Raw genomic sequence first — 18,546 nt, forward strand, 5'->3', positions numbered from 1 at the left:
CTTCTCTTTCAGCGCCGCTGCTTTATCTCAGCAGCAACTCTTATAATATATCATGTCACCCAGCAATTCGTCAAGCACTTTTTTAATTTCTTTTTCTTTCGCTTCCTGCCAGTCGGGCAGGCTTGTACCTTTTCGAAAGGGGCGAGAATTAATTTACCACAGAATACAGCCACTCGTCAACTACCCCATTAAAGTTATTTTTAAACCATAAAGAAGTGCAACGCCAGGCAGTCCCAACACCGTTACCGTTCCTATCGTTGCTGGATTAAGCGGAATGTATACTTCGGACATCAAGCCTGAGAAATTTACCAGGTAAAGTCCCAGTGCCGCCAACACCAAATGCGCTCCGAACATCGTCAACCAGCCAAATCCCAGCTTTTTCTTAAAGACGATGAACAGAAGCAGAAACAGCGAGACGCCAAGCACACCCCAAATCAACATTTTTACGGTCATGGATCGATCTCCTCCCAATCAAATCGTTATAAATACAACATTACCTCCACTAAATTAATGGGACATCGTCCGGGTGCCCATCCCTCTGGCCGCCGCCGATGCTTCCCTTGTTATCATTTGCACGCGGTTGAGGCCAATGTCTTTGGCTTGCTTCAAATGCATTTGATACTTGCGCTCCGCTGCTTCCAGCATATAAATGGCATAATCGATCTGATCTTGTCCGAGTGCCTCCTCAAACCGCAGCCTAGCGCGTTCCCATTCCGCATGAGCATTTTGGACATCGTTGTAAACGATCCACTTCTCTTCCTGTTCCTCTTTGTACTGCTGGGCAGACATTCCTGATTTATTCCTCTTGAACCAAGTCATGTCCCAGACCCCTCCCTTGTCCACGAAAGTTACGGGCGGCTAAAGTACAGGTACCTCACACCGTCTCCATTCTCATACTTATTCGGGAAAGGGACAAACTTAGAACAAAAAAGAGCCTACCGAAGAGGCTCCTTCTATAAGTGCACGATTCAAATGTCAAAACGCTAAACACTAAGCAACTTCAGTTCAATTGACGCCGTCCTTCCAATGCCTTCGACAAGGTTACCTCATCTGCGTACTCCAGGTCCCCGCCTACCGGCAGACCATGCGCGATACGCGTCACAACGATTTCAAAAGGGCGTACCAGCCGCGAAATGTACATCGCCGTCGCTTCCCCTTCGATATTCGGATTCGTCGCTAAAATAAGCTCCTTGACCCGCTCATCGCTAAGCCGGGTAAGCAGTTCCTTCAGCCGAATATCATCGGGACCGATTCCCTCCATCGGAGAGATGGCTCCCTGAAGAACGTGATAATAACCGTTGAATTCCTTGGTCCGCTCCATGGCAACAAGATCTTTGGGATCCTGCACTACGCAAATGACAGACGGATCGCGCGTTTTATCCTGGCAAATCCGGCACGGATCGGTGTCTGTAATATTGCAGCATACGGAACAGTAGGTGAGATTCCGCTTGACGCTGACCAGGGCCTTGGCAAAGTCAATGACGTCGTCCTCTTTCATGTTCAGCACATGAAAAGCAAGCCGGGCCGCGGTTTTCGGCCCGATGCCCGGCAGTCGCGTAAACGCATCGATCAGCTTCGAGATCGGTTCGGGATAATACAAAGCGCAGGATCTCCTTCAGCTTTAAATTTAGAACAAGCCAGGAATTTTCATTCCGCCTGTAAATTTGCCCATGTCGGCATTCGCAATTTCGTCCGCTTTACTTAGCGCATCGTTCACGGCAGTCATCACTAGATCCTGCAGCATTTCCACGTCGTCCGGATCAACAGCCTCCGGCTTAATCGTAATGGAGAGCAGTTTTTTGTGGCCGTTCATTTCCACGGTAACCACGCCGCCGCCGGATGTACCTTCAACCTTTTTGTCAGCAAGCTCTTCCTGCGCCTTGAGCATTTGCTCCTGCATTTTTTTCACTTGCTTCATCATTTGATTCATATTATTCATGGGTCATCTCTCCTTTAATTAATTGAGTGCACTTCAAGGTGCGGTTAATCTTTTATGACAACGAGGTCTTCTCCAAACATCTGGAGCGCCTCATCAATCCATGGTTTTGAATTCGGATCCTTCGATTCATGCTCGTGCTCAAGCTTCAGCTCTTCCTTGGGCTGCGCAGCCCCTTCCATCGAGGTGCTCCAATCCCGCTGCATCATGGTAACCAAATGATACGGTTTGCCGAGCACGGAGTGCAGCACGCCCTCGATCACCTGCTTATTGGCCGGCTTCTCGGTCGTTTCCCGGTGGATATTATTTTTAAAGGCAACCAGCACGGCGTCATCAGTCGCGGAAACCGGCTCGCCGTCCATAAACCAGGCATGGACCGTCACCTTCTCCTCCTTGACTCCTTGCAGAATATGAGCCCACTGGCGCTGGATCTCCATGAATTCAGGACTTCCCTTACTTGCTACAAACTGATCCATATTCGCCGGAATCTTCGCGGCCGACGACATGCGCGGGGCCGGCGGAGCTGCAGGCCTGGATGGTCCGCTATTACCAGCGGCCGGAGCCGCACCGGACTTGATGAAGCGCTCGAGCTTCTTCTCCAGAGAAGCGACCTGCTGCTTGAGCTGATTGATCACAGCCGAATCGGCCGCCGCCTCCTGAGGACGATCGCTGTCTCCCGCTTCACGGGGAATGCCGCACAGCTTGAGCAGTGCAACCTCGAACAAGGTCTGAGGCTGGGAAGCATATTTCATTTCACTCTGATAATGATTGAGCGTATCGATCATTTGGAACAGCTGCTTGCGGGAAAAGGCAGAAGCCATCTCCTTGTATTCTTCCGGATGAAGGACACGGTCCGTGAGCTTGTCTGCCTGCGGAATCATCTGGATCATCAATAAATCGCGGAAATAATACAGCAGGTTCTCCATGCATTTATCGGCGCTCTTGCCTTCCTGCATAAAACCTTCCACCAGCATGAGCACCTGGCCCACGTCACCTTCCAGAATGGCCTGTGCAAGTTTGCCGAATTGCTCCGAAGCAATCCCACCGGTCATACTCAGCACTTGTTCATAAGATACATGACCGCCGGTAAACGACGCAATCTGATCCAAGATGCTCAGCGCATCCCGCATCCCGCCGTCGGATAGCCTTGCTATATATTGAAGCGCTTCATTCTCCGCTTCAATGCCTTCTTCCTGTGAAATCTGTCTTAACCGATCCGTCTGCTCCTCCAGGGATACCCGGCGGAAATCAAAGCGTTGACACCGTGATATAATCGTCGCCGGCAGCTTGTGCGGTTCGGTCGTCGCCAAAATAAACATCACGTGCGGAGGGGGTTCCTCCAGCGTCTTCAGAAGCGCATTAAACGCCTCTGTCGTCAGCATATGCACTTCGTCAATAATATAAACCTTCTGCCTTACTTCGGTCGGTGCGTACTTCACTTTCTCGCGAAGATCGCGGATTTCTTCCACGCCGCGGTTAGAAGCAGCGTCAATTTCCTGAACGTCCATCACCGCACCCGAAGTAATTCTGCGGCAGGATTCGCATTCATTGCACGGCTCCGCTGCTGGTCCACGCTCGCAGTTCACCGCTTTGGCCAAAATTTTGGCCGCGCTGGTTTTACCGGTTCCGCGCGGGCCGCTGAACAGGTAGGCATGGGAAACCCGCTGTTCGCGGATCGCGTTCTGCAGCGTTTGAATGATATGCTGTTGTCCCACCATGTCCTGGAACGACTGAGGCCGCCAGGCACGGTACAACGCTATATGTTCCACTTCGCTTACCCTCTTTCAACTTCCACTAAGCGTGGGTTCGTTGCCTCATCATTATACTATAATCCGACGCCTTGCAAAACGTCCAACACGCATGTTTCAGCAGGGTTTTACCTGTCCGCTGCCTGTGTCTGTGACCGAAAGTCCGCCATGGGAACATCCGGAATAAATAAAAAGCATCTTTACCACCTGATGGCAAAGATGCTGAAATAATTGTCAAGTTTAAGCCGTGCACCTGTTATTGATGATTGCGATCCGAGTGGCTCCCCTGCGTAACAACTCGGGCTAGGCTATCCTCCGGCACAAGAGTGATCTTGCTTATGGCTGCTTCCTTCCGGACCTGACCAGGTTCACAAGTACTCATTGCGGAGGACCCAACCGTCAACATTGCACGCAGGGACCAAACCTCACATCGACAATACCTCTAACAGGAATTCAACCTCGCTACAGCGGATTGCGAGTTACAGGGCACCGCTACCTCCCCATCTAGCACGGTGAAAATAAGTATATCGCATGCCTGTACAAAAAGCAACCACCCGGCAGAAAGTGGATAAACGCTCAAAAATAAATCTATTATTCTCGTTCCATATTCATCTAGCAAACGTTTATTGATATAGTGGTTCTATACCACAACCAATCCTACACATACGATTTAAAAAGGAAAGGAACATCGCGCATGAATAAAGCAACCAAAACCGCATTGTGCCTGCTCATTGCAGCCACTGCCTGGAGCGGTATCGGCCAGAAGCCGGCAAGCGCCGCTGCACCCGTCAGCATCGTACTGGACGGCTATCCGCTGCCTTTCCCGGCTGCACCTAAAGTCGTTCAAGGAACTACACTTGTGCCCTTCCGGGCTATCTCCGAAGCGCTGGGCATCAGCGTGCAGTGGAATGCCTCGGCCAAGCAGATCACAGCAGTAAAGACAGACAAGGATTCCACGAAAAAGGTCGTTCTGACCGTCGGCAGCCGCAGCGCGACCGTAGACGGGACCAAAACGGCGCTGACCGTAGCTCCCCAAATGGCCGGAGGAAGTGTCCTAATTCCGCTCAGCTTCTTCAGCCAGCAGTTCGGCGCCGGCGTCAACTGGGATCAGGCCACGCATACCGTTACTATCGTGTCCCCCCAAGAAAAATGTATACGCTGGCCTTTTACGCCATCTCGTCGTTTTCGTGAGTCGAGCCTGATTCCAAGCTTCGACGCAGCCGCCTTTGGCTGGAGCCGCATTGACGACCAAGGCCGGTTCACAACGACAGGCCAGGATTTCAAATGGCCGCAAGCGGCCGGCGATGTGACGCCGGAGAGCCTCGTCAGCTCCGCTGCTGCAGCCGGCACCACCCCTTATTTGATGGTATTTTCCGGCGATACCAAACTGGAACTGACGAAGGCGACCCAGGATCCTGAGCTTCAGGCAAACCTGATTCAGCAGATGGTAGATACGGCCAAAACCAACGGATTCCAAGGCATCCTGCTGGACTTGGAAGGACTCGGGCTTACGGGGGACGCAGCGACTGTACAGGCATCCTATAATGCTTTCGTTCAAAAAGCAGCGGCCGCTACTCACGCCCAGGGCCTGAAGCTGTCGATCGCCCTGCCGCCTCTGAACGGTTCTTTTCATGGATACGATTATAAAAAGCTTGGCACGCTGGCCGATGAGCTTATCGTCATGGCTTATGCCTATACCGATGAGAAAAACCCGCAGCCTAACGACAAAGTGGATGCGGCCATCCAGCTTGCGCTCAAACAGGTGCCTGCCAGCAAACTAGTTCTCGGCGTTAACCTTGCCAGCGAAAACGAAAACACCGTGAACACCAAAATTGGCCTTGCCAAACGGTACAATCTGAAAGGTATCGCCTTATGGCGCCTCGGCTTTAATAAAACCAACGTATGGGCAAAAATCGGCCAATCGGTCGACTTGAACAATTAAGACGCGGAATCCATGCATGGTGCGTAAAAGGAAGGTTTCTTACGGAATACGGGATCGGAGTTTATTGTAATTATATTGATCTTATTAAAGAAAAAATCCCCGGTTCATCGAACCGGGGATTGTCATTTGTTAAAAATATAACGGATCTATGCTGCCAGGCAGCAATTACATTCCGTATTTCTTCTTAAATCTATCAACACGGCCGCCAGCATCCAGGAATTTCTGTTTACCAGTGAAGAACGGATGGCAGTTGGAGCAGATTTCGACGCGAAGCTCTTCTTTCACCGAACCCGTTTCGAACGTGTTGCCGCATGCGCAAGTTACCGTAGTAACGTGGTATTTTGGTTGAATTTCTGTTTTCATGACTTTCACCTCTTTTTGCCCTGAGCCTCAGGCGGACCCAGAGTTATGTTGACACATAAATTCATTATAGCAGGGACGCGCCTATAAATCAATGGTTTCTTCCCGTTCCAGGCGCTGCCGGATTAAGACAGAATCGGCTTTTTCGGGCGGATCAAGCTTGGAGGCGGAACATGGGTATAGGAACCGATGACCACATCCGGAAGCTCCGCTTGGAAAATTTCAATCGCCTGCTTCATCCCCAAAATTTCGCCTTTGGCCGGCGGGATCAATTCCAAATAGCTCTCGGGATCAATGTTCAAGTTGCGCAGCTGAATCAGCTTCAGATTGGTCCGGCGCGCAAACTCCACCATCGCCTCGATTTCTCTTCGCGGTCTGTGACGCCAGGGAAATCAAATAGTTGATGGACGTGTAAACGCCTTGGTCCGACGCATACTTCAGCGATTTCTCCACATTGGCAAGCGTGTAACCACGCGGCTTATAGTAGGCGTTGTAATGGTCGTCCAGCGCGCTGATCGTGCTCACCCGCATCAGGTCCAGACCCGCATCGACGATGCCGCGGATGAAATCCGTCAGGCCGGCATTCGTGTTGATATTAATATATCCCATATCCGTGATCGAACGCACCTCGCGCATCGCTTCAATGATGATTTTGGCCTGCGTGGAGGGTTCGCCTTCGCAGCCTTGTCCGAAGCTGATGATCGACTCCGGCGTTTTTAAATGCTCCAGCATAATTTGAACGAGCTCGTCCACCCTCGGTTTGAAATTCATCCGGGTCTGGGGCGCCACAAATCCGCTGTCATCCGGTTGTTCTGAGATACATCCGAAGCAGCCGGCATTACAAGAATAAGATACCGGAACAGCCCCTTCCCATCGATTCAAAAAGGTATTGGATGCGGTCAGACATTCATAACCGAGCGCACAATTGGACAAATGCTGGTACAGCCGGTTCTCCGGATACTTCTCCGTCAGGCGCTTCACGCCGAGCTCCAATTCCTCTACATCGCAGTTCAGCGGGTTCCACTTCTCCGGGTCGTCCGACAGTCTGCCCGTCGTGTAAAATTGCCCGTCCTTCCACACGACAGCCGAGTAACCAAAGAGCGGCAGCTTGTATTCCTTGTCTGTCTTCACATAGCCGGGCAGGCATAACCGGGTGTATCCCTGCGGGAGCAGTGCCCCCACAGCCTGAGCGTCTCCCGGGAGCGCCGTCATCTCACCCGTTTCCGGATCCATACCGATGGCACGGGTGTTGGGGAGGCCGACCAGCGTCGCGCCTTCCGGCAGGGGAATCAGCTCATCTTCCATAATTTCCACGATCATATCCGCGCTGCGGCCGAGACCGTACAGTGTGGGATGATCAAATACGTTGCCTTTTTCATCGGCATATACCAGATACATGATGTTCTCCTCTTTATGCTAAATTTAAGTCAGCGGCACGGAAGCCGTCGACGGGCGTGAGGTGCGCCGGTTGCTGCTGTGGCTGTTCGAGGACGATGAGGAACTGCGGCTATGGCCGTTTCCTGCTCCATGCACGTCAAAGGAAGCCAAAAATTCGGCATTGGTTTTGCAGTCACGCAATTTCTTCAAGAATCCCTCCACGAAGTCGGCGGATTCGTTCATATTTTTACGGATCGCCCAAATGGTATCGAGCTCATCCTTCGTTAACAGCACTTCTTCACGACGCGTTCCCGAACGGCGGATATCGATGGCCGGGAAAATGCGGCGCTCGGCCAGCTTGCGGTCCAGGTGCAGCTCCATGTTGCCGGTTCCCTTAAACTCTTCATAAATGATATCGTCCATCCGCGAACCGGTATCAATCAGCGCTGTGGCCAAAATGGTCAGACTGCCGCCTTCCTCCACGTTCCGGGCAGAACCAAAGAACCGCTTCGGACGATGGAATGCCGCCGGATCGATACCGCCGCTCAGCGTACGTCCGGATGGCGGGATGACCAGGTTGTAAGCACGGGCCAGACGGGTGATGCTGTCCATCAAAATGACAACGTCCTTCTTATGCTCAACCAGACGCAGCGCGCGTTCAAGCACCAGTTCCGCAACCTTGATGTGGTTCTCCGGCAGCTCATCAAACGTTGACGCAACCACCTCTCCTTTTACGGAACGTTGCATATCCGTCACTTCCTCAGGACGTTCGTCAATCAGCAGTACAAAAAGTTCAATCTCGGGATTGTTGGTGGAAATGCTGTTGGCAATTTCTTTTAAGAGGAGCGTTTTACCTGCTTTTGGAGGTGCAACGATCAAACCGCGCTGTCCCAGACCGACCGGGGCGAGCAAATCCATAATTCGAGTAGACAAATGGTTAGGGGATGTTTCAAGCACAAGTTTCTTTTGCGGATAGAGAGGAGTCAGTGCCGGAAAGTGTAACCGTTCGGATGCCGTCTCCGGGCTCTCCCCGTTGACCGCATTGACTTGCAGCAAACCGAAATACCGCTCGTTCTCCTTCGGTGCGCGGCACTTCCCTGATACCAAGTCTCCCGTACGAAGGTCGAATTTACGAATCTGGGAGGCGGAGATATAAATGTCCTCGGTGCTTGGGAGGTAATTGATCGGCCTTAGGAAGCCGTAACCTTCCGGGAGAATCTCGAGCACACCTTCCATAAACATAAGTCCGCTCTGTTCGGCCTGCGCTCTCAAAATAGCAAAAATCAGTTCTTTCTTCTTCAACTGACCGTAATAAGGGATCTGGTACTTCTTCGCCAGTTTGTACAATTCGGTCAGCTTCATTTCTTCCAAATCGGCAATTTGTAAATCCATGTAATAACCACCTATTCAATTTTATAAGTCCTGACAAGAGCTTAGCATCAATTGGATGAAGACGCTAATCTATGAGTCTATGAAAATCCTCATTAGGATAGGATTACCCAAATTAGAAGGAGATATGCAGGTCATGATGAAAAAATCAGCTTCATTCAATCTATTTCCCGCATTCTCCTAATATTACAGCACCCTGATTATTGCTCGCGCCAAACATCGGCGCCAAGCATCCGTAGATTGCTGACGAGGTGATCGTAACCCCTGTCGATGTACTCCACGCCAGTCACTTCCGTCACGCCTTCCTCGACTGTAAGGCCGGCGATCACCAGCGCAGCCCCCGCTCTGAGGTCGGAAGCCTTGACTTTGGCCGCATTAAGGCGGCTCTTCTCGATACCAGCTCCGGCACATGCTTAAACCGGTTGCTGTAGCAAAATCGCTGAGCACGCTTACGCCTTCGGCCTGGGTTAGCAGACTGGTCATTGGCGATTGTAAATCTGTAGCAAATCCTGGGTATATCAGTGCTTTCACATCGACATGGCCATATGATGGACTCCCCATCACGCGAATGCTCTCGTCGAGCTCCTCGATTTGGACCCCCATCTCCAGCAGCTTGGCTGTGACAGCTTCCAAATGCTTAGGAATAATATTGTCGATCAATACGTCACCGCGCGTTGCCGCGGCGGCAATCATATATGTTCCCGCCTGGATCCGGTCCGGGATGATGGAATGGCGGCAGCCGTGCAGCTCGGATACGCCTTCGATACGAATCGTTTCCGTGCCGGCGCCTTTAATAATGGCTCCCATGGAGTTCAGAAGCGTGGCCACATCTATAATTTCAGGCTCTTTCGCCGCATTTTCAATAATTGTGGAGCCTTTGGCTCTGGCAGCCGCCAGCATAATGTTAATCGTCGCGCCTACGCTGGATACGTCGAGGTAAATTTTTGCCCCGCGCAGCTCCTTCGCATGGAGATGAATCGCGCCATGCTCGTTCGTCACGGTCGCGCCCAGCGCTTCAAAACCTTTAATATGCTGATCGATCGGACGGGGCTCGAAATTGCATCCTCCCGGCAGACCGACGACAGCCTCCTTAAACCGGCCAAGCAGCGCACCCATCATATAATAGGAGGCTCTTAGCTTCTTCACCGGCCCGTTGGGCATCGGAATGGATACGATCCGCGAAGGATCGATGTTCATCTGGCTGCCATCCCAAGACACCTTTGCCCCAAGCTCTTCCAGTATTTCTGCATAAACCGCCACATCACTAAGCAGCGGCAGGTTGTCCAGTATTACTTCGGACTCCGCCAAAATAGCCGCGGGAATCAACGCGATGGCGCTGTTCTTCGCCCCACTGATTGAAACGGTGCCTTGCAGTGGGCGTCCACCGCTGATCATCAATTTTTCCATAAGCTAAGGTTCCCCCCACATACTTCGCAGCCGCAAAATAGTTCTGTGTCCATTTTGGTGTATGAAATGGAAAAACACCGGCTAAGCGGTGTGCTTTCCATTCCTTGCTATTCAATTGGGCGCCCCGGAACGGGGCAGCCCTCTATATCATGAACCACACCGTAGGGCTGGGCCCTACTTCAAACCTTGTATAACATTAAGCCTGGTTGTTGGATCCAAACTCACGGATTTTGCCGACAACAGTTGCCTTGATGGCATCGCGGCCTGGAACGATGTATTTACGCGGATCGTATACGTCCGGTTTAGCAGCAAGAACTTCACGCACCGCTTTGGTGAACGAGATTTGGTTCTCGGTGTTGACGTTGATTTTGGATGTGCCCAAAGAGATGGCTTTCTTGATATCATGCGTCGGGATGCCTGTCCCGCCATGAAGAACGAGCGGAAGGTTCACGGCGTCGCGAATCTCTTCCATTTCTTTAAACCCGAGGTTTGGTTCGCCTTTGTAAGGTCCATGAACAGAGCCAAGCGCCGGAGCCAGTGTGTCGATTCCGGTTTCTTTGACGATGCGTACGCAGTCATCCAGTTTGGCATACATAACAGATCCGACTACGTCATCTTCCTGACCACCGACCATTCCAACTTCGGCTTCAACGGAAACCCCTTTGGAATGCGCGTATTCAACAACTTTACGCGTCGTTTCGATGTTGGTGTCGATCGGGCTGTGAGAGTCATCGATCATGACGGACGTAAATCCAGCGTCGATCGCTTCCTTACATTTGTCGAAGCTTGAACCGTGGTCCAGGTGAATGGCTACGGGAACCGTAATCTTCATATCATGAAGCAGGCCTTCCACCATTTTTACAACGGTATAGAATCCGCCCATATGACGAGCCGCGCCTTCGGATACGCCCAGGATTACCGGGGATTTCTCTTCTTCGGCGGCAGCAAGAATCGCTTGCGTCCACTCAAGGTTGTTGATGTTGAATTGACCAACCGCATACTTCCCTTGAAGTGCTTTGTTTAACATGTCTGTCATGGATACTAATGGCATGGTTCCAATCCTCCTAAAAAGTGTTTGTCTGATCTAAGGGTTTTAAGCCGAAATTCACATTGCATTCAGCGCTATTATACCACATCATATTGTAAATGCTAAACAAGCATTTGAAATTAAGCAGATATAGGAAGGGCAGGGCAAAAAAAAGAATTCTGCCGGGTCAGCAGAATTCCATCGCTTTAGCCAAATTGAACCGGGCTGTCTTTGAGCTGCATGTTTACCGCCACCCGCATCTCATCGATATCGAACGGCTTCGTAAAGTGCATGAGTGCTCCAAGCTCGGTCGCTTCCTTGATCATATCAAGCTCTCCGTAGGCCGTCATCATGATCACTTTGATGGATGGATTCATTTCCTTGATGTGCTTCAGGATTTCAAGCCCGTCCATTCCGGGAATCTTCATATCGAGCAGAACCAGATCCGGCGATTCCTTCTCCACAATTTCCAGTGCAATCTTGCCGTTGGCCGCCTGAAACGTCGTATAACCTTCACTGTTGAACACTTCCATGAGCAAAATCCGAATACCGTTCTGGTCATCGACGATCAATACCTTTTTGTTATCCACTCAACTTACCTCCCAACAATCAGCTGCGTCCGAATCAAACCCCTAATTCCTAACTAATCTGTTAATTCCATACTCCTGCAATCTCCATTTAAAGGTATTCGCCTTCTAGATACAAATTCCTGCAACTTCATATAAATGAAAAATGGGCCTCCTGAGGGAGACCCATAGCTGTATATTAACGTTCTACTTGCAGCGCAGCCTTCACGAATTCACGGAACAACGGCTGCGGACGATTCGGACGTGACGTGAATTCCGGATGGAACTGCACAGCCAGGAACCAAGGATGGCCCGGAAGTTCCACAATTTCCACCAGACGTCCGTCCGGGGACGTTCCGGAAATGCGCAAGCCCGCTTTTTCAACCTGCTCGCGGTACTCATTGTTGAACTCATAACGATGGCGGTGTCTCTCGTAGACGAGCTCGTCATTGTAGCACTGCATCGCCAAGGAGCCCTCGGCCAGCTTGCAAGGATACAATCCAAGGCGCATCGTTCCGCCCAGATCTTCAATATCCTTCTGCTCCGGAAGCAGGTCGATCACCGGATACTCGGTGGACGGGTTGATCTCCGAGCTGTTCGCTCCTTCGAGTCCCAGCACGGAACGGGCGTATTCGATCACAGACACCTGCATGCCGAGGCAAATGCCGAAGAACGGAATTTGCTTCTCACGGGCGTAACGGATCGCCGATACTTTACCCTCAATCCCGCGGTCACCGAAGCCGCCTGGAACCAGAATGCCGCCGATGCCGTGCAGCAGCTCGCCCACGTTCTCATCGGTCACTTCTTCCGCGTTCACCCAGCGGACTTTCACATCGGCGTTTGCGTCAAAGCCTGCATGGGAAAGGGACTCAACCACACTCAAATAAGCGTCATGCAGAGCGACATATTTGCCGACGATGGCGATTTCCACCGTTTTCTCCAGCTTGTTAATGCGATCCACAAGGCTTTCCCACTCGGTCATGTCCGGCTTCGGCGTCGTCAGCTTCAAGTAGTTGACCACGATCTCGTCGAGCCCTTCATCGCGAAGGTTCAGTGGTACCTCGTAAAGCGTAGATGCGTCGCGGCACTCAACGACCGCACTTTCGTCGATATCGCAGAACAGTGCGATTTTCGCCTTCATATCCGCAGACAGCTCATGCTCCGTCCGGCATACGATCACATTCGGCTGAATGCCGATGCTGCGCAGTTCCTTCACGCTGTGCTGGGTCGGCTTGGTTTTCACTTCACCTGCAGCTTTAATGTAAGGAATCAGCGTCACGTGGATGTACATCACATTCTCGCGGCCAATTTCACTCTTGATCTGACGGATGGCCTCAAGAAACGGTAAACTTTCAATGTCGCCGACGGTTCCGCCGATTTCCGTAATCACGACGTCAGAGCCTGCTTCGCGGCCTGCACGGAACACCCGCTCCTTAATTTCGTTCGTGATATGTGGAATGACCTGAACCGTTCCGCCCAAATATTCCCCGCGGCGTTCTTTGCTGATCACCGAAGAGTACACTTTCCCCGTCGTGACATTGCTGTTCTTGGACAGGTTGATGTCGATGAATCTTTCGTAGTGCCCCAGATCAAGGTCAGTCTCGGCGCCATCGTCCGTTACGAATACTTCACCGTGCTGGTAAGGACTCATGGTGCCGGGGTCTACGTTCAAATACGGATCGAATTTCTGGATCGTCACCTTTAAACCCCTATTTTTAAGCAGCCTTCCGAGTGAAGCGGCGGTAATCCCTTTACCCAAGGAAGACACGACCCCGCCCGTCACAAAAATATACTTTGTCACTGTAAAAACCCTCCTATTAAAGTCCAGAAATTCAGGCGACATATGATGTTTAGCGTAACCCAATTCACGTTTTTTCATCGGAATCGGGCCGAAACAAGTTTGTTGCTTTCTCTCTCTGTGAACAACAATGCGCCATTTGAAATCAAATGGCACAATTGGGTAATCGACATTATATAGATTGAACTAAAAAAGACGAATCATTTCCATTCCATTCCCAGTTCATCTACCCCCGCGAATATGGTGGAAGGAGAGTTCCGCTTCCATGACATACCGCATTAAAAAACAAAAAAGTGACACCCGTAGTACGGGGCACTTTTTATTATTTTACGCATATTTAAATCTCAATCATAAGCCCATGCAATAGTTTACTCTGTGCCTTGTCCCCTGTCAAGAGAGGATTGGCGATTCTGCGGATGGAATTAATCTTCGTCCTCATCGAGGTCGTCTTCTTCTTCCTCTTCCTCATCCTCTTCAACGGCGTCTTCATCTTCCAGGTCCTCGTCGTCGAGCATCACGTCTTCGTCTTCTTCCACTTCTTCCTCGGAATCGTCATCGGAATAGATGTCGTCATGATCCTCGTCGATCCGGTCGAAATCATCGTCGCTGTCCTCAGCAAACGTATCTTCCTCGTCCGTGAAATCGTCATCCTCATCATCGTCGTCATCGTTAATGATGCGCGGACGCTTGGCGCTGCTGATCGGATCTTCGGAGCGGTCGATCGGATACCAGCGCTTGAGTCCCCACAGGTTCGTTCCTACGCAGGCAAACCGGCCGTCGATATTAATTTCTGTATATAGCTGCGCAACGGTCTCTTTAACTTCTTCATCCGTCAAACCGCGAAGCTTGGCTACCTCTTTCATCAGGTCGAGATAATAAAACGGCGTATTCGCCGCCTTCAAAATGGCAAAGGCCAGGTCGACCATTGGCATTTCCCGGATTCTCTCGGGATCCATTTTAAGCTGGAGTGAGTTACTCACTTACGGACACTTCCTCTCACGCAAAGTTCACCTTATATATCGTTACTTATAACAACATATCCATTATCAAAACTAAGTAAAACCTATTTATAAATAAAATGCAAGTTTTAAGTGCATAAAGGAAGACTGCAAGGTTGTCCTAAAAAAGGCGAATGAAAAGGCGGAGTATCCTCCGCCTTCCGACTGTATCCGCCCACGAAGGAGAAACTCCTCACGGGACCTGGAAAGAGACGCCCATGGCCTCTTCAGTCTATATTATGTCCGCCTCCGGTTTTTGACATCGGGGCAGGGCCTATTTCGTCAAAAAAGGGCATGTTCCCACTCCTGCCGCACTCCCCGCTCATACAATGCAAAAGCAGGGTTCATTATGAGGGGGACTGCCCAACATGGACTACACCAATTTTATCCAGATGCTGCTTGAAGATATGGAGAGTCCCGTATCGTCCGGAGAAAAAAATATTATCAGGTTTCGCGAACCGCGGCATTTCTATGCCTGTCAGGATCGGCTGCAGACGCTTCACCTTCGGTATCCGAACATGCCCGGCATCCAGGTGTCCGATCTCCTCGAGGCCATGATCGCTCCGTTTCCGGTCAGCAGCAGGTTGATGTCCAAGTATCATGACGATCTTATTATTGAAGAAGACACCCAAATGCAGGTCCATACCTTGGTGAACAACAAAGTCAACCAAAGCCCAGGCATTCCGTACGGAGTCAAGCAAATTCAGGCTCCCAAAGCCTGGTCCACTTCGACGGGCTACCGCATCCGGATTGGAGTGATCGATACCGGGGCCGACTACTATCATCCCGATCTGCGCCAGTCGCTGGCCAAAGGGATCAATCTGCTGCACCGGCATCTGCTGCCGCTCGATGACAACGGGCACGGCACCCACATTGCAGGAACCATTGCTGCCGCGAACGGTCCCGACGGCATGATCGGCGTCGCCCCGCGGGCCATGATTTTTCCGGTCAAAGCCTTCGACAACAACGGATCCGCCTATGTCTCGGACATTATCCAGGGGATCGACTGGTGCGTCCGCAACCGCATGCACATCATCAATATGAGTTTCGGCATGAAGACCAAAAGCAAGGCGCTGCTGGACATCGTCGGCAAGGCCTATACGGCCGGGATCTCGATCGTCGCCTCGTCCGGCAATGACGGGAAACGGCGAAGCATCGACTATCCTGCAAGGTACGGGCAGACCATATCCGTGGGAGCGACCGACCGGAACCGCCGCATCGCCAGCTTCAGCAACCGCGGCGACCTCATCGATATTTATGCGCCGGGCGATAAAATCATTTCTTCCTGGACGCGCGGCAAGTACCACGAGATGAGCGGCACCTCCATGGCGACTTCGCATGTCAGCGGATCAATCGCGCTGCTGCTTGCCCAAAATCCCGACCTGTCGCCGGCTGAAATTAAAGAGCTCCTCGTCGCAACCGCCACGCCGCTGCGCCCGAGAAAAGGGCAATCCCGCGTCGTGCACACCGGTGAAATCAATGCCTACCGGCTGCTGCGTGAAGGCATCAAACGCAAAAATAATCCAAGCTAGACGAGAGCGGCCTGTACCGCTCAGGACAAACGGAGCTTCTGCTCACGTACATGCCAAATAACTACAATATTTAGCATTTGTTGAAAAAGGCCGTCTCCGGCAAATACCGGAGACGGCCTTTCATATGTTCGGCGTATTCAAAAGGGGAAGAAGGAATTACATCTTCTCCGGAGCGGATACGCCCACGATTCTCAGCACGTTGGCGATAACGGTCCGCACAGCGCCGAGCAGGGCGAAGCGTGCCTGCGTTTGAGCGGCATCTTCAGTGATAACGCGCTGCGCCTTATAGTAGCTGTGGAAAAGGGAGGCCAAGTCATACACGTAGCGGATCATCCGGTGCGGCGCGTAGCCCGCTGCAGCAGTGGCGATTTCCTCCGGCAGCTCGCCGATTTTACGGAGAAGGTCATACTCATGCTCCGTGTTCAGCACCGTGAGGTCCACTTCGGACAGCGGGAGCAGCGCAACGCCCTGCTCTTCCGCCTGACGGTAAATGCTGCAAATCCGGGCGTGCGCGTACTGCACATAGAACACCGGATTTTCGTTGGACGTCGAAATGGCCAAATCCATGTCGAAATCGAGATGGGAGTCCATGCTGCGCATCGTGAAGAAGTAGCGGATGGCGTCGATGCCGACCTCTTCCATCAGGTCCTCCATCGTTACGGCTTTCCCCGTACGCTTGGACATCTTGACCTTCTCCCCGTTCTGGAACAGGCTGACCATCTGCGCGATGAGCACGGTCAATTTGTCGGGATCGTTGCCGATGGCCTGCATGGCTGCTTTCATCCGCGGGATATAGCCGTGGTGGTCGGCTCCCCAAATATTGATCATGCGGTCATAGCCGCGGTTGTATTTGTCCCGGTGATACGCGATATCCGGTGTCAGGTACGTATAGGTGCCGTCATTTTTCACCAATACACGGTCCTTGTCGTCCCCATATTCGGTCGTCCGCAGCCAAGTGGCGCCGTCCTGCTCGTACACCTGGCCTTTGGCTTTCAGTTCGTCTAGGGATGCTTCAACGAGCCCCTTCTCGTACAGGGAAGTCTCGCTGAACCATTCGTCAAAATGTACCCGGAAGCGTGCCAAATCGCGTTTGATTTTGCCAAGCTCTTTCTCCAGGCCATACGAACGGAAGAACGCCGTCCGCTCGCCCGGATCCATAGACAGCAGGGAATCGCCCTTCTCGGCGACGAGGTCCTTGGCAAACCCCTTGATATCCTCGCCGTGGTATCCGTCCTCAGGCATTTCCGCCTCCTGTCCGAGCGCCTGCAGGTACCGGGCTTCGATCGATTTGCACAGGTTTTCGACCTGGTTGCCCGCATCGTTGATATAGTATTCGCGGGTTACTTCATACCCGGCAAAGTCTAAAATGTTGCACAGGGCGTCGCCCACGGCGGCTCCCCGGGCATGTCCCAAGTGCAGGCTGCCGGTCGGATTGGCGCTGACGAACTCGACCTGCACGCGCTGTCCCTGACCGAGCTCTACGCGTCCATAGTCTTTCCCCTGTGTGTAGACCTGCTCGATGACGGGGTACAGATAGCTTTTGTTCAGCGTAAAGTTAATGAAGCCCGGGCCGGCGATTTCGGCCTTCTCGATGGACGCCTTCTTTACGTCGATATGCTCCAGGATCGCTTCAGCGATCTGGCGCGGGTTTTTCTTGGCGATCCGGGTCAGCTGCATCGCGGCGTTGGTGGCCAGGTCCCCGTGAGATTTATCTTTCGGCACCTCAAGCGTAATGCTGGGGAGCTCTTCACGGCTGGCCAGCCCGGCGGCGACCACCGCGTCCTTGACCGCCTCCAAAACCAGCTGGTGAATCTGTTCGAGTGGATTGAGTGTCATGATTGATTATCCTCCTGTATAAAAAAGCTGATGGTGAAATGCCCTGTGCATTCCTCGTATACATATAGATCGTACGCCCAGCTGATTTCCCCTGTCATTCCGTCCAGGTCCATCTTAAGGGAACGCGTATCCGTCGATAGGTTAAAGGACGTATAAGGCGAACGGTAAAAGCCGGGAAGCCGCTGCCCCTCCTGAAAAGACTGCTCGGATTCCACGGCGCCGTGCCGGATCATTTTCAGGCTGTTTGCGCCGATTTTCACTGTCGTTTTGGTCTTCCGCCCCTGCAAATCCGCTTCCGGTTCCTCGTACATCACATAGAGAGCTTGTCCGCGGGCAAATACCTGCGCCGTCATCTCCTGGTTGACCTCCTGGCCGTCATGACGGCTGCGCAGACGGACGGTAGCCTTTCTGGCATCTGGCATTACGCAATACTCCAATCTATTCTTTCCTATTGTACTACTATATCCAGTTCGCTGTATCAATTCAATACAAACCGTGCCTGCCGCAGACTGCCGCTACTGTACAGCTTTCACAGCGCCGGGGATTCGTATTCCGTTATAAAACTCATTTTTGAAAGCCGCTTGATCTCAAATCCATGTTCTTAAAAGTAAGATCTCCAATAAATCGGCA

16 protein-coding genes, 1 other RNA gene and 2 pseudogenes are annotated in these 18,546 nt (G+C 51.9%); 3 read left to right on the top strand and 16 right to left on the bottom strand.

What is annotated here, in order from left to right; all coding sequences use genetic code 11:
• Positions 1–192 (top strand): hypothetical protein (locus CPT76_RS38480; RefSeq protein WP_219845469.1); only part of this gene is annotated, 192 nt, incomplete at its 5' end.
• On the opposite strand, the gene CPT76_RS25505 is transcribed toward CPT76_RS38480, so the two are convergent.
• From CPT76_RS25505 to ffs, 6 genes are all read right to left on the bottom strand, one after another.
• Positions 181–453: a pro-sigmaK processing inhibitor BofA family protein gene (locus CPT76_RS25505; RefSeq protein WP_089549419.1), complete on the bottom strand. Its 273-nt coding sequence runs from the start codon at positions 451–453 to the stop codon at positions 181–183. The genes CPT76_RS38480 and CPT76_RS25505 overlap by 12 nt on opposite strands.
• 54 nt (positions 454–507) lie before the next feature.
• Entirely contained in the window at positions 508–819 is a 312-nt protein-coding gene (locus CPT76_RS25510) for a DUF2508 family protein (protein ID WP_076176969.1), read from the bottom strand.
• Between the two features lie 181 nt (positions 820–1,000).
• Positions 1,001–1,600, bottom strand: coding sequence for a recombination mediator RecR (recR, locus tag CPT76_RS25515; RefSeq protein WP_076176968.1), 600 nt, complete (start codon positions 1,598–1,600; stop codon positions 1,001–1,003).
• 27 nt (positions 1,601–1,627) lie between these two features.
• Complete coding sequence (locus tag CPT76_RS25520) at positions 1,628–1,939, bottom strand: YbaB/EbfC family nucleoid-associated protein (protein WP_076176967.1); 312 nt, start codon at positions 1,937–1,939, stop codon at positions 1,628–1,630.
• Positions 1,940–1,983: 44 nt separating this feature from the next.
• Positions 1,984–3,705 carry a DNA polymerase III subunit gamma/tau gene (gene dnaX / locus CPT76_RS25525; RefSeq protein WP_105444909.1) on the bottom strand — a complete coding sequence of 574 codons (1,722 nt, stop codon included), beginning with the start codon at positions 3,703–3,705 and terminating at the stop codon, positions 1,984–1,986.
• Between the two features lie 224 nt (positions 3,706–3,929).
• Positions 3,930–4,197, bottom strand: an RNA gene (ffs, locus tag CPT76_RS25530) — signal recognition particle sRNA large type.
• 181 nt (positions 4,198–4,378) lie between these two features.
• Between ffs and CPT76_RS25535 the strand changes: the two genes are divergently transcribed.
• The gene (locus CPT76_RS25535) at positions 4,379–5,626 is read left to right on the top strand and encodes a stalk domain-containing protein (RefSeq protein WP_105444910.1); all 1,248 of its coding nucleotides are present in this window, start codon (positions 4,379–4,381) and stop codon (positions 5,624–5,626) included.
• 165 nt (positions 5,627–5,791) lie between these two features.
• Here the strand turns inward: CPT76_RS25535 and rpmE are convergent, their stop codons facing one another.
• The 8 genes and pseudogenes from rpmE to rpoE form a co-directional block, all read right to left on the bottom strand.
• Entirely contained in the window at positions 5,792–5,989 is a 198-nt protein-coding gene (gene rpmE, locus CPT76_RS25540) for a 50S ribosomal protein L31 (protein WP_076176964.1), read from the bottom strand.
• 122 nt (positions 5,990–6,111) lie between these two features.
• Positions 6,112–7,384 (bottom strand): annotated as a pseudogene (locus tag CPT76_RS25545) (radical SAM family protein).
• 24 nt (positions 7,385–7,408) lie between these two features.
• Positions 7,409–8,755, bottom strand: a complete 1,347-nt coding sequence (gene rho, locus CPT76_RS25550) for a transcription termination factor Rho (RefSeq protein ID WP_076176962.1) — start codon at positions 8,753–8,755, stop codon at positions 7,409–7,411.
• A 197-nt stretch (positions 8,756–8,952) separates the two neighbouring features.
• A pseudogene (locus CPT76_RS25555) lies at positions 8,953–10,159 on the bottom strand (UDP-N-acetylglucosamine 1-carboxyvinyltransferase).
• Between the two features lie 196 nt (positions 10,160–10,355).
• On the bottom strand, positions 10,356–11,210 hold the full coding sequence (gene fba, locus CPT76_RS25560) for a class II fructose-1,6-bisphosphate aldolase (protein WP_076176960.1): 855 nt from the start codon (positions 11,208–11,210) through the stop codon (positions 10,356–10,358).
• A 182-nt stretch (positions 11,211–11,392) separates the two neighbouring features.
• Positions 11,393–11,776: a response regulator gene (locus tag CPT76_RS25565; protein WP_076176959.1), complete on the bottom strand. Its 384-nt coding sequence runs from the start codon at positions 11,774–11,776 to the stop codon at positions 11,393–11,395.
• Positions 11,777–11,951: 175 nt separating this feature from the next.
• Complete coding sequence (locus CPT76_RS25570) at positions 11,952–13,553, bottom strand: CTP synthase (RefSeq protein WP_105444911.1); 1,602 nt, start codon at positions 13,551–13,553, stop codon at positions 11,952–11,954.
• A 419-nt stretch (positions 13,554–13,972) separates the two neighbouring features.
• Entirely contained in the window at positions 13,973–14,530 is a 558-nt protein-coding gene (gene rpoE / locus CPT76_RS25575; protein WP_105444912.1) for a DNA-directed RNA polymerase subunit delta, read from the bottom strand.
• 386 nt (positions 14,531–14,916) lie between these two features.
• Between rpoE and CPT76_RS25580 the strand changes: the two genes are divergently transcribed.
• Entirely contained in the window at positions 14,917–16,080 is a 1,164-nt protein-coding gene (locus CPT76_RS25580; protein ID WP_105444913.1) for a S8 family peptidase, read from the top strand.
• Positions 16,081–16,236: 156 nt separating this feature from the next.
• Here the strand turns inward: CPT76_RS25580 and argS are convergent, their stop codons facing one another.
• Positions 16,237–17,916, bottom strand: a complete 1,680-nt coding sequence (argS, locus tag CPT76_RS25585) for an arginine--tRNA ligase (RefSeq protein WP_105444914.1) — start codon at positions 17,914–17,916, stop codon at positions 16,237–16,239.
• Positions 17,913–18,338: a YwiB family protein gene (locus tag CPT76_RS25590; RefSeq protein WP_076176954.1), complete on the bottom strand. Its 426-nt coding sequence runs from the start codon at positions 18,336–18,338 to the stop codon at positions 17,913–17,915. Before CPT76_RS25590 ends, argS begins: the two co-directional genes overlap by 4 nt.
• Positions 18,339–18,546 lie beyond the last annotated feature (208 nt).

Origin of the sequence: Paenibacillus sp. AR247 (assembly GCF_002968895.1) — a bacterium.
Classification (GTDB): domain Bacteria; phylum Bacillota; class Bacilli; order Paenibacillales; family Paenibacillaceae; genus Paenibacillus_AQ; species Paenibacillus_AQ favisporus.